Below are 13022 nucleotides of genomic sequence, written 5' to 3'. Positions count from 1 at the left end.
GCGGGAGCGTGCACTAAGTCCGCGGCGACGGTTTGCGTATAGGGGTATCGCAGCAAGTTTTCAATGATGTGAAGTTTGACTTCCATCCGGTCAACGCTGCCCGATAAGCTGGCCCCCCTTTGTTGTACCCGCCGTCGCCGCCCTACGGCGTTTCCCCGTGAAACACGCAATTGCCTGGGCCGTTTGTGGCCTGCTCGGACCGCTGGTCAGTCTGGGCGCGACCGCAGCACCGGTCGGCGAGGATGAGGACCAGCTGGAAGCGTTGCTGAAGCGCGAAGTGCAGGGACCCTCACGCTACGCGCAGAGCCTGATGGATGCGCCCGCCGCCGTCAGCGTGATCACTCGCCAGGAGGCGGCGGCGCTCGGCCACGTGACCATCGGCGACATGCTCGGCCGGCTGCCCGGCGTCTATCTGGGCAACACGCGCAGCTACAGCAACCTGGGCGTTCGCGGCTTCAACCGGCCAGGCGACTACAACTCCCGCGTGCTGATGTCCATCGACGGTCAGCGTGTCAATGACGCCATCTACGACCAGGGACTGCCGCAACTCGAGTTCCCCGTCGTCGCCGATTGGGTCAAGCGGGTTGAGCTCGTGCAGGGCCCGGGCTCCTCGATCTACGGCAGCAACGCGCTGCTGGGCGTGGTCAACGTGGTGACGCTGGACGGCATCGATGCGCCGGGCCTGTCCGCGCTCGCCAGCGCCGGCGGCGACGGCATGCGCCGCGCGGAGTTGCATTACGGCGCCGCCGACGTCGCGGGCGGCGACCTGTTCCTTGGCGTGAACCTTCAACGCACTGGCGGCGAGGACCTGTTCCTGCCCTCGCTGGGCACCGCCGACGGCTGGGTCCGCGGACTGGACGGCGAGCGCCAGGTGGCCGTGCTCGCGAAGTACCGCGTTGGCCGCTGGCGGCTGTCGCTGTCCGCGGTGCAACGCGACAAGGAGGTGCCCACCGCGCCCTACGGCACCTTGCCCGGCGCATCGGGGACCCGCTACACGGACCGCGAGTTGATGGTCGAGGCCGGTTACGACGAGGGCTGGCAGGGGGACCTGCGCCGCAGCCTGCGGTTCAACCTGTCTCAATACGATTTTCGCGGCCGCTACGTCTTCGGCGAGTCCCCCGCGGTCATCGACAAGGACGAGGCCTATGCCCAATGGATCACCGTCGATGCACGCGTGCTGTGGCGCGGCCTGCTCAACCACGAGTTGATGACCGGCGCCGAGGTGAGGACTTCGCCCTACGGCGTGCAACGCAACTACCGGGTCGAGCCCTACGCATCGCGATTGGACTCGCATGTGACGCAGGATTCGGCGGCACTGTTCGCGCAGGACCAATGGCGGTTGTCGCAGGCCTGGCAGCTCACGACCGGGCTGCGGGTGGACCACGCGCGAGGCTTCTCGCCGGCGCTGTCGCCGCGGGCGGTGCTGGTCTACCGACCCAGCGAGCGCCAAACCCTCAAGTTGATGTGGGCGCGCTCCTTCCGTTCGCCCAATCTCTATGAGCGTTTCTACGACGACGGCGGTCAATCGCAGCTGGCCAATCCGGCGCTGCGGCCCGAGCGGCTGAGCTCCGCGGAGATCGCGTGGGAGTATCTGCTGCCGTCGGGACAGGCGCTGGGCGTGAACGCCTACGACACGCGCCTGGATCGCCTGATCGAGCAGGTACCGCTGAGCGCCGAGTCGGACGCGGTGGTGCAATTCGTCAATCGTGGCCGCGCGCGGATGCGGGGCGTGGACCTCTCCGTCGAGCATCGGCGGCAGGACGGCTGGCTCTGGCGCGCGAGCGCCTCGTGGATGGATGCCCGCGACGACCGGGGCGCGCGGCTGAGCAACGCGCCGACCTGGATGGTCAAGGGCCATCTCGTCACGTCCGAATGGCATCAATGGCAGTTCGGCGTGGAAGGCACCGCACTTGGCGCGCGACTGGGCCGCGTGCGGGTCTCGCCGTCGGCCTTCCTCAACGCGCATTTGCGCTACCGCGTCGACGAGCGCCAGACCGTCGCGATGCACGTCGACAACCTGCTCGATCGCGCCAACCAGGACCCGTCGTCACCCGACGCCTCACTTGACGCGATTCCCCAGCCACGCCGAACCTGGCGTCTGGATTGGCGGATCGCCTTCTGACCGTGGTGCGGATGCTCATGTCCCCGCTTTCGATCGGGCGCGCCTGTGCGCCGGCATCGGGTGACCGCGGCCGCTTCCGGCGCCTCGCGATGTCCGGAATGCTGGCGTTCCTGGGCGTTGCGGTCGGTGCTCCCGCGCTCGCGCAAGCCTCTGGCCCGGAGGTCCTGAAGGCCGAGGTGATCTACCGGACGCTGATGTTCATCACCTGGCCCGCGGAGCGGGAAGCCGGCCGCGTGTTGCACCTGTGCATCGCGGGGGACAGTCGGCTTGGACCTTTCCTGCAAGCGCTGGCGGCCCGGCCAATCCGGCAGTTCACGATCGAGGTGCGCCGCGTCTCGCGCCCGGAGCAGCTCGTCGGCTGCCACGTCCTCTACGTCGGGGAGCCGCAGCCGGCCTGGCGCTCGGCACTCGAGCGCGCCCACGTCCTGGTACTGGCCGACGAGGCCGGCATGCTGGACTTCGGGGCGATGGTGAACCTGCAGGTGGAGGATGGGCGTATCGTTTTCGACGTCGACCTGGATGCGGCGCGGAGCGCCGGGCTGACGGTGAGCGCCAAGTTGCTGCGACTGGCGCGTTTCGTGCGGCATCAATCGACTTCGCCATGAACGCCAAGATCTTCGACACCGTGGAGCGCTGGCGCGAACTCGCCGTGTCGCTGACCGTGCTGCTCGTCTTTGCCTTGCTGCTCAGTGCCATGCAGTTCTGGCGCCTGCAGGACCGGCAGCGGGAGGATCTGCGCCTGCAGGCCGGCATCGTGGGACAGACGGCGTCCGCCGCGCTGGTCTTCGACAGCCGCGAGGACGCCGCGGAGATCCTGCAGGCGTTGCAACAGAACCCGGCCACGCTGCGCGCGCAGTTGCTCAAGCGGGACGGCAGCGTGTTCACGATCTACGTGCGTCCGCCGGCGCAGCGGTCCCGGCTCGAGGACTGGGCCGGCCAGATCACCTTGGTGGAGCCGGTGTCCGCCAACGGACAGGTGGTGGGTACCCTGGTCTTGAGCGCGAGCCGCCTGCCCATGTGGGGCGACCTGGCGCAATTCATCGGAGCGACGCTGGCCACGCTGACGGCCACGGCCGCGCTGGCCTGGTTGCTGTCCAAACGCCTGCGTGTGCGGATGCAGGAGGCACAGCGGCGCACTCGATACCTGGCGCGGTTCGACGCGCTGACCGATCTCCCCAACCGTGAGCATCTGCGCCTGTTGCTGGACCAGGCGATCACCGACGAAGGCGGCGCAGCGCTGCTGTTGCTGGACCTGGACAACTTCACGCAGATCAACGACCAGTTCGGACACGCGGCGGGCGACGCGGCCTTGCAGGCGACCGGTCAACGGTTGCGCCAGCTCTGCCGCCCGGGCGATGCCGCCGCGCGGCTGTCGGCGGACGAGTTCGCCGTGCTGCTGACGCCGCGGCCGGACGCCGCCTCGCTGCAGGCCTTTGCAGTCCAGTTGCAGATCGGACTGACCCAACCGCTGTTCTTCGATGGTCATTGGCTGCACCTGCGCGCCAGCACCGGCGCGGTGTTGCTGCCGGAGCAAGCCGGCACCGCGAGTGACGCACTGCGCTGCGCCGATGCGGCGATGCGCCAGGCCAAGCTCCTGGGCAAGGACGGCTTCCAGATGTTCACGCCTCAACTCGGCGAGCAGCTGCAGTCGCGGATCGCGCTGGAGAACGACCTGCGAGCCGGGCTGATCGAGGGTCAGTTCCACCTGGCCTACCAGCCGCAATACGACGCGCAGCGTCGAATCCGAGGCCTGGAGGCCCTGGCACGCTGGCAGCACCCGGAGCGCGGCCCGGTGTCGCCCGCGGCGTTCATTCCGGTGGCCGAGTCGTCAGGAATGATCGTGGACCTCGGGCTGGCGATGCTTGCCCGGCTGCGCGAAGACCTGGACCGATGGAAGGCCCGCGGACTCCGGTGCCCGCCGGTGGCCATCAACCTGTCCTGGGAACAGTGCCGCAAGCCGCAGCATCGCGAACGTTTCCTGCAGCAGCTCAAGACCCTGCAGCTCACGCCGCTGGAGGTCGAATTCGAGCTGACGGAGAGCCTGAACTTCGAGGACATCGACAAGCCGGATTCCTTCGTGTTCACGCTGCAGGGCCTGGGCTACGGGCTGGCCATCGACGACTTCGGCACGGGTTACAGCTCGCTGGCCTACCTGCGCCGGCTGCGCTGCAAGAAGATCAAGATCGACCGGCTCTTCGTGCACGGGCTTGCCGCCAGCGACGATTCCCGAATGCTCGTGGAGTCGATGGTGCGGGTCGCGCATGCGATGCACATGACGGTCGTCGCGGAGGGCGTTGAACTGGAGGCGGACGAGGCGGCGCTCGTGGCCATGGGATGCGATCTGATGCAGGGCTTCGGCCTGTGCAAGCCCGAGAGCGTCTCCCACATCGAAGCCTTGTTGTCCGAGCCCGTTCCCAGCTGAGTGCGAGGGCCCGCGTCCCCGGCGAACTGGCCGCGAGACCGCCAGGCTGCCGACCCTGGACATGGCGCGGGCTTCGGCCTCTAATGGTCGCTGTCATTCAGAAAGACTACCCAGGAATCCGGTGAGTGCGCCGATGTGGCAGCGCGCAGGCCGGGTCACCCTTCGACCGTCGTTGCGCAGGGGCGGGTAGCGCGAGGTGCGAGCCGGAGAGGGAACGTCGAGTCCCCCCGGACCTTCGAGACGCAGGGGGGCTGCGATGTCTGACGCAAACAGGGCGAATGTCTTCGCGGGGTCGTGGCGCCTGAACGCCACGCGCCGCCTCTGGCTGCTCACCGCGCTCGGCTCGGCGCTGTCCGCCTGCGGCAGACCGGACCCGCCGCAGGCCGCGGCCTCGCGGGAGGCCGTCGTGCTGGCGGTGACGCCCTATGCCGGCGCGGCGCCCGCCTTTGTGGCCGTTGCCAGGGGCTACTTCGAACGCGAAGGCCTGTCCGTGACGGTGCAGCACCACGGTTCCGGCAAGGAGGCCCTGGACGCCGTGCTGGCGGGCAAGGCCGACGTCGCGACGGTGGCCGAACTGCCCGTCGCACTGGCCGTGGTCAAAGGGCATCCGGTCACCATCCTCGCGACCTTGTCCACTCAAAGCGACCATGCCATCGTCGGCCGTACCGACCGCGGCATCTGGTCCGCCGACGCGCTGCGAGGCAAGCGCATCGGCGCCAGCGTGGGCACGAGCGGCGACTTCGTGCTCGACGTGTTGCTGGTCCGATCGCGCCTGTCGCGCGCGGATGTCCACGTCGTCGACCACAAGCCGCGCGACCTGGCCGATGCGCTCGTGCGCGGCGATGTCGATGCCATCGTGACCTGGGAGCCCTATGTCGCCGACGCACGACGGCGCCTGGGCGACCGGGCGGCGGTGTTCCCCAGCGAGGGGGTGTACGACTCCAGCTTCAATCTGGCCTCGCAGCGCGCTTTCGCGCTTCAGCGCGGCGAGGTGGTGCGTCACCTGCTCGTCGCGCTGCTGCAGGCCGAGGATCTGCTGAAACACGACCTGGCCGCCAGCGAGTCCATCGTCGCGCAGGCGCTGCGCAAACCGCCCGAGGAGATCCATGAACTGCTCTCGCGCAGCCGTTTCTCCCTGTCGCTGGAACAACACCTGCTGGTGGTCCTCGAGGACGAGGGCCGCTGGGCGATGAAGAACCGGGTCGTGGACGCGCCGCGTGCGCCGAACTTCCTGGATGCCGTCTATCTGGACGGCTTGGCCGCGGTCAAGCCGCGTGCGGTCACGATCATCCGCTAGGCCATGAAGATATCGACCCGCCTCGCGATCATCGGCTCGGCCTGCGTGCTGGTCACGCTGGCCATCGCGGTGTCGCTGGGCGTGTCCGGCCGGCAGGTCGCCGAGAGCATGCGCAAGAACCGCGCCGCCGCGGACCTGGTCGAGTCGGCGGCCGGCCTGCGTTACCTGACGCTGGAGTACGCACGCCAGCCCGAGGCGCGGGTCGAGGTGCAATGGGCCAGCGCCTACCGCACGCTGGGCCATGCGCTGGACCGCGCCCAGGGCTTCGAATCGCGCGACGAGCAGGAGGGCATCTCGCAGATCCGCGCAGCCCATGACAAGGCGCCCGCCGTCTTCGCGGAACTGGTCCGGGCCCAGCAGGCCCGCCTGGCCGGTGACGGCCAACGGCAGGTCCTCGACGAGTGGGCCGGACGCCTGACGGCCGCCATGGCGCGCAAGACGCTGATCATGATGAGCGAGTCGTTCCGGCTGCAGGACATCAGCCGCGAGCAGGTGGCGACCGCCCAGCGCCGCGCGATCGCGATCGTCCTGAGCTTGTCGGCCATGCTGGCCGTCGCGGTGGCGGCCAGCATGTTCTTCATCTTCCGCGGCATCGCTCGTCCGCTGGCCCGACTGCGCGAGGGCATGCGGCGCGTGGGGGCGGGCGACCTGGAGCACGCCGTCGGCGGTACCGGTGCCGACGAGATCGCCGAGCTGGCGCGCGAGTTCGACGGCATGAGCACGCTGCTCAGGACCACGACCGTGTCCCGCGACCGGCTTGCGGAAAGCGAGGCGCGCACCCGACTCATCCTCGATGCCGCGTTGGATGCCGTCGTGGGCATGGACGGCGAGGGACGCGTCACGCATTGGAATCCGCAGGCGGAGGCGGTGTTCGGCTGGTCCGCCGACGAAGCCGTCGGGCGGCTCCTGACAGCGCTCGTCGTGCCCGAGCGCTTCCGCGAGGCGCACCGGGCCGGCTTGCGGCGCTACCTCGACACCGGGGTGGCGACCGTGCTCGACCGGCGCGTCGAATTGCGGGCGACGCGACGCGACGGGACCGAGTTCCCGATCGAGCTCGCGATCACCGCGATCCGGTCCAACGGCGTGGTGAGCTTCAACGCCTTCCTGCGCGACATCACCAGCCGCAAGCTCGGCGAGTCCCGGCTCAAGGAGCAGCTGGCGCGGCTGGACCTGCTGAACCAGATCACCCGCGCCGTCGGTGAACGCCAGGATCTGCACAGCATCTTCCAGGCCGTGATCCGCGGCCTGGAGGACAACGCGCCGGTGGACTTCAGTTGTGTCTGCCTGCGCGACGCCGCCGGCGACACGCTGCGGGTGACGGGCGTCGGCGTGAAGAGCGCGCCGCTGGCCCTGGAGCTCGCGTTGTCCGAACAGGCCGACCTGTCGATCGACGGCGACGGCCTGTCGCAATGCCTGGCCGGGCACCTGGTCTACGAGCCGGACCTGACGACGGTCCCGTTCCCTTTCCCGCAGCGGCTGGCGCGCGGCGGCCTGCGATCGCTGGTGATCGCGCCGCTGCAGTCGGAGAACCGTGTGTTCGGCATCCTCGTCGCCGCGCGTCTGGCCCCTCAGGCCTTCAGCAGCAGCGACTGCGAATTCCTGCGACAGCTCAGCGAGCACGTCAGCCTGGCCAGCCACCAGGCGCAGCTCTACGGCGCGCTGCAGCAGGCCTACGAGGACCTGCGCCAGACGCAGCAGGCGATCCTGCAGCAGGAGCGGCTGCGGGCGCTGGGGCAGATGGCCAGCGGCATCGCGCACGACATCAACAATGCGATTTCGCCGGCCATGCTCTACACGGAGAGCCTCCTGGAGCGCGAGCCTGGGCTGAGCCCGTCGGCGCGCAGCGCGTTGGGCAACATCGCCCGCGCCATCGACGACGTGGCCGCGACGGTGGCGCGCATGCGCGAGTTCTACCGCCAGCGCGAGAGCGGATCGGCGCTGACGCGGGTGTCGTTGAACGAACTGGTGCGGCAGGTGGTGGAGCTCACGCGCGCGCGCTGGAGCGACATGCCGCTGCAGCGCGGCGTCGTGATCCGCCTGCGCACGGACCTGGCGACCGATGACCCGGTGGTGCTGGGCACCGACAACGAGATCCGGGAGGCGCTGATCAACCTGGTCTTCAATGCGGTCGACGCGATGCCGGACGGCGGGACGGTGGCGATCCGCACGGGTCAGCAAGGCGAGGGCGCCCAGGCGGCCGTGATGCTGGAGGTCGCCGACGACGGCATGGGCATGGACGAGGCGACGCGCCGCCGCTGCCTCGAGCCGTTCTTCACCACCAAGGGCGAGCGCGGCACCGGCCTCGGGCTGGCGATGGTGTACGGCATCGCGCAGCGCCACGGCGCCGACCTGGAGGTGCACAGCGCGCCGGGGCAGGGCACCCGCGTGTCGCTGCGCTTCACCGTGCCGGCGCCGGACGAGGGGGCCGGTACGTCGCTCCGCAGCGACCCGGACGAGAAGCCGCCGCCGCTGCGGATCCTGCTCGTCGACGATGACCCGCTGCTGCTGCGTTCGCTGCAGGAGACGCTGGAGGCGGACGGCCACGCGGTCACCAGCGCCCATGCGGGACAGGCCGGGATCGACGCGTTCCGGGACGCCCTTCGCGGCGCGGACCGGCACGGGCACGGCTTCGAGGTCGTCGTGACCGACCTGGGCATGCCGCACGTCGACGGACGGCAGGTGGCGGCGGCGGTGAAGGCGGCCTCGCCGGCCACGCCGGTGATCCTGCTCACGGGCTGGGGGCAGCGACTGGTGGACGAGGACGAGAAGCCGCCGCATGTCGACCAGGTGCTCGGCAAGCCGCCGAAGCTGCGCGAGTTGCGTCGCGCCCTGCGACGCGCGACCGCGCCGGCGGACCCGCCCGGCGCGGCGCCTGATCCCGGGGATCCCGGGGATCCCGGGGGGCCGCGGCGCTCCGGGATGAAGGAGCCGTCCTGATGCGCGCGTTCTGGCACCCAGGCCGCTGGCCTCTGCGCCTGCAGGTGGTCGCGATGCTGGTGCTGGTGTCCTCGCTGCCGCTGGCGCTGTGGGCCTATGTCGACCTGCGCGACGACCGGGAGCGGATGCTCGACGGCCTCAGGAGCCTGCTGGAGGCGCGTGCCGACCAGATCGTCCGGGAGATCGACGCCTTCCATCGCGGCTACCGCAATGCCTCGGAGCGCCTGGTGCGGCTCCCCTCGTCCCGCGAGTTCTGCAGTGCGACGCCGCAACGGCGGGCGGCGCTGCAGGCGGACCTCCAGGGCGCGCTCGCGAGCTTTCCCGACAGCGACGCGGCCGTGCGCGGCGTGGCGCTCATCGACCCGCGCGGGCGGGTCGTCGCGGCGACCGAGCACGCCATGGTCGGCGTGGACCTGGGCGAGGATCCGAACGTGAAGGCCGCGCTGGGCGGTGTCCCGGTGGTCTCCGATCCTTACGTCGCGTCCCGACGCGGTAGCGCCCAGCCGTCGCTGGGTTACTTCGCGCCCCTGTCGGAGGCCGACGGCCTGCGCTGCGTGGGCGTGATCTGGGTGCGGGCAGAAGCCTTCTGGACCGCGGTCCGGAGCTCCAACGAGCAGGCGGGCAAGGGCAGCTTCGCCGTGGTGTTCGACCGGGAGGGGATCCGCATCGCCCACACCTACAGCGAGGACATCGTCTTCCGCCCGGCCGGGAAGTTGCCGCCCGAGGTCGTCGAGCGACTGGTCGCGAATCAACGTTTCGGCGAACGCACGCGGGAGTTGCTGGCGGACATCCGTCCGTTCCCGGAGCAGTTCGAACGCGCGCGGGCGGCGTCGCCGGATCCGGCGGTCTTCCGCGGCTGGGCGCCGGTCAACGCGCAATGGAACTATGGCGTGGCACGCCGCTTCCATGCGGTGGACTGGACCGTGTTCTACATGATTCCCGAGCGGGCCTTCGTCGCGGACATCGACCGCATGACGTGGCAGCGCTTCGGGCTGGCCGCAGCCATCATCCTCGGCGCGGGGCTTGCCGGGCTGTTGCTGGCGGGCACGATCCTGCGTCCGTTGCGTTCGCTCGCGCGCGCCGCCCGGACCATGGCAGGCGGCGAGATGTCCGTCCGTGTGGAGAGCCGGCGCGACGATGAGATCGGTGACCTGATCCGGGCGTTCAACGCGATGGCCGAGGACCTGCAGGCCAAGGCCGGCCACCTCGAGCGCGCCAACGACGCCCTCGAGGCGCGCGTGCGCGAGCGCACCGCGACACTGAGCGCCGAGGTGGCCGAGCGCGAAGGCGTCGAGCGCCGACTGCAGTCGCAGCTGGAGCGGCTGCAGCTGCTCGACCACATCACCGCCGCGATCGCCGAGCGGCAGGATCTGCCGAGCATCTACCAGGTCGTGGTCGGCACCCTGGAGGACCGGCTGCCGGCGCCCGTGGCCGGCGTCCTGATCCTGGACCCGGCGGGACGCACGCTGACGCCGGTCCGCATCGGCGAGAGCTTCGAGATCCTGGCCGGCCGGGACGGCGGTGCCGACGGCCCTGACGCGGAGGGCGCCGACACCGTCCCCGCGCTTCATGGCACGGACGTCACGCGCGTGCTGCAGGGGACGCTGGTGTACGAGCCGGATCTCACCGGCCTGTCGCTGCCCCTCGCGCGGCGGCTCTCGCAGCGAGGCCTGCGCTCGATGGTGCTGGCGCCGCTGCGGGCCGGCGACATCGTGTTCGGGTTGCTGCTGGTGGCGCGACGCGCGACGAACGGATTCGGCAGCGGCGACTGCGAGTTCCTGCGCCAGCTGAGTGCCCACGTGGCGCTGGCGGCGCGTCAGGCGCAGTTGCACGCGGACCTGCAGCGTGCCTATGACGAGCTGACGCAATCCCAGCAGACGGTCATGCAGCAGGAGCGGCTGCGGGCGCTCGGACAGATGGCGAGCGGCATCGCGCATGACATCAACAACGCGATCTCGCCCATCGTGCTGTACACCGACGAGTTGCTCGAACGCACGCCCGGGCTGAGCGAGAAGACGCGCTCGCGGCTCGCGGTCATCGCCCGCGCGATCGACGATGTGGCGGCGACCGTCGCCCGCATGCGCGAGTTCTACCGACAACGGGAATCGTGCGCCCAGCATCTGCCGCTGCAGCTGAACGACCTGGTGCCGCAGGTCGTTGACCTCACGCGCGCGCGCTGGAGCGACATGCCCCAGCAGCGGGGCGTGGTGATCCGGCTCGCGGTCGACCTGACGCCGGCCCTGCCCGAAGTCCTCGGAGGCGAGAGCGAGATCCGCGAAGCCCTGATCAACCTGGTCTTCAACGCCGTCGACGCGATGCCGGAGGGCGGCCTGCTGACGCTGCGGACGGCCTTGCGCGACGTCGGAGCGGACGACGGACATCCGGACCGCCAGGAGGTCGTGATCGAGGTCTCGGACACCGGCGTCGGCATGGATGAATCCACGCGTCGGCGCTGCCTGGAGCCGTTCTTCACGACCAAGGGCGAGCGCGGCACCGGCCTGGGCCTGGCCATGGTCTACGGCGCCGTCCAGCGCCACGACGCGGCCCTGGAGATCGACAGCGTGGTCGGGAAGGGCACCGCCTTCCGACTGCGTTTCCCGGTGCGGCGGACGATGTCCGCAGCCACGGCGGCGGACGCCCCGGGCCTGGTGCCCGCCGGGCCGTTGCGGATCCTGCTGGTCGACGACGATCCGCTGATCCTGCGGTCGATGCAGGAAGCGCTCGAGGGCGACGGGCACGCGGTGACGGCCGCCAACGGCGGGCAGGCCGGCATCGCCGCGCTGCGCGACGACACGGCCGCCTTCGACGCCGTCATCACGGACCTCGGCATGCCCGATGTCGACGGACGGCGCGTGGCCGCCGAGGCCAAGGCGCGCGCGCCCGGCACGCCGGTCATCCTGCTGACCGGATGGGGCCAGCGCATGATCGCGGACGGCGAGATGCCGCCCGCGGTCGATCTTGTGTTGAGCAAGCCGCCCAAGCTCCGGGAAGTGCGAACGGCGCTGGCCCGGCTGCTCGCGGTCCCGAAGGGAGAACACGCGTGAACACCCACAGCCCCGCCGGGTCGACCGGCTCCGTCCTGTCATCCGGGTCCTCCGGGTCCTCCGGGTCCGAGCCCGCCCGGCTGCTGGTCGTCGACGACGAGGCGCGGCACATGGAGGCCCTGTGCGACACGCTGGCCGGGCACGGCTACGCGGTCGTGGGCCACGCCGACGCCGAGGGCGCCTTGAACGAACTGAGGCGCGGCGTCTTCGACGTTCTGCTGACCGACCTGGTGATGCCCGGGAAGACCGGCATCGAACTGCTGCGCGCCGCGCTCGAGATCGATCCTCAGCTGGTGGGCGTCGTCATGACCGGGGAGGGCAGCATTGCCACCGCGGTGGAGGCCATGCGCAGCGGGGCCACCGACTACGTGCTCAAGCCGTTCCGGCTCGCGTCCATCCTGCCGGTGCTGGGCCGTGCGGTGGAGATCGGCCGCCTGCGGCGTGAGAACACCCGACTCCACCTCAGCCTGCAACGCCGTGCCGATGAACTGGAGGCCACCAACCGGGAGCTGGACGCCTTTGCGCGCACCGTGTCGCATGACCTCCGCACGCCGCTGAACGCCCTCGTCGGGTTCTCGACGCTGCTGGCGGCGCAGGCGGGCCCGGTGCTGTCGCCGCGCCAGCGCGGCTGGCTGGCCGACATGCAGCTGGCGGCACAACGCATGACGGATCTGATCGACGCGTTGATGCGCTTGTCCCACATGGGCCGGCGTGCGCTGGCGCTCACCGAGGTCGATGTGGAGGCGCTGGTGCGCAGCGTGATCGGGGAACTCCTGGCCTCAGGATCCGGCGTGGTGCCGCGGTTCGACGTTGGCGCGATGCCCCGCGTGGTGGCGGACGCGCCGATGCTTCGGCAGGTGTTCGCCAACCTGATCTCCAACGCTGCGAAGTTCTCCGTTCAGCAGGCGACAGGACACGAAGCGACGGTCTCGATCGGGGGCGAACGGGACGGCGCCGCCATCGTCTTCTCGGTCAGCGACGACGGCCCTGGTTTCGATTCAGCCGACGCGCAGCGCTTGTTCGAACCGTTCATCCGCCTGCAGGGCGCGGAGAAGGTCGAAGGCCACGGCCTCGGCCTGTCGATCGTGCAGCGGATCGTGCAGCGTCACGGTGGACGGGTCTGGGCCACCTCCGCGCCCGGGGAAGGCGCCACGTTTCGATTTTCACTGCCGCAGACCGTTGAATGAGCGCGCAGGTGGG

At 70.3% G+C, this 13022-nt stretch carries 7 protein-coding genes; all 7 read left to right on the top strand.

All coding sequences use genetic code 11. The features are described from left to right. The first annotated feature begins 157 nt into the window (after positions 1–157). On the top strand, positions 158–2122 hold the full coding sequence (locus AC07PR_RS01770) for a TonB-dependent receptor plug domain-containing protein (RefSeq protein ID WP_495134174.1): 1965 nt from the start codon (positions 158–160) through the stop codon (positions 2120–2122). Positions 2123–2139: 17 nt separating this feature from the next. After that, positions 2140–2727, top strand: a complete 588-nt coding sequence (locus AC07PR_RS01765; protein ID WP_495134173.1) for a YfiR family protein — start codon at positions 2140–2142, stop codon at positions 2725–2727. After that, the gene (locus tag AC07PR_RS01760) at positions 2724–4544 is read left to right on the top strand and encodes a putative bifunctional diguanylate cyclase/phosphodiesterase (protein WP_495134172.1); all 1821 of its coding nucleotides are present in this window, start codon (positions 2724–2726) and stop codon (positions 4542–4544) included. Before AC07PR_RS01765 ends, AC07PR_RS01760 begins: the two co-directional genes overlap by 4 nt. Before the next feature lie 256 nt (positions 4545–4800). Beyond that, complete coding sequence (locus AC07PR_RS01755; RefSeq protein ID WP_495134171.1) at positions 4801–5841, top strand: ABC transporter substrate-binding protein; 1041 nt, start codon at positions 4801–4803, stop codon at positions 5839–5841. Between the two features lie 3 nt (positions 5842–5844). Then, entirely contained in the window at positions 5845–8778 is a 2934-nt protein-coding gene (locus tag AC07PR_RS01750) for a PAS domain S-box protein (RefSeq protein WP_495134170.1), read from the top strand. Next, positions 8778–11822: an ATP-binding protein gene (locus tag AC07PR_RS01745; protein WP_495134169.1), complete on the top strand. Its 3045-nt coding sequence runs from the start codon at positions 8778–8780 to the stop codon at positions 11820–11822. Before AC07PR_RS01750 ends, AC07PR_RS01745 begins: the two co-directional genes overlap by 1 nt. After that, positions 11819–13009, top strand: coding sequence for a sensor histidine kinase (locus AC07PR_RS01740; protein ID WP_495134168.1), 1191 nt, complete (start codon positions 11819–11821; stop codon positions 13007–13009). Before AC07PR_RS01745 ends, AC07PR_RS01740 begins: the two co-directional genes overlap by 4 nt. Positions 13010–13022 lie beyond the last annotated feature (13 nt).

The organism is Roseateles sp. GW821-FHT09H11, assembly GCF_059415845.1.
The sequence above is the reverse complement of the archived record's forward strand: the minus strand, read 5'-3'. Positions and strand labels throughout refer to the sequence as shown.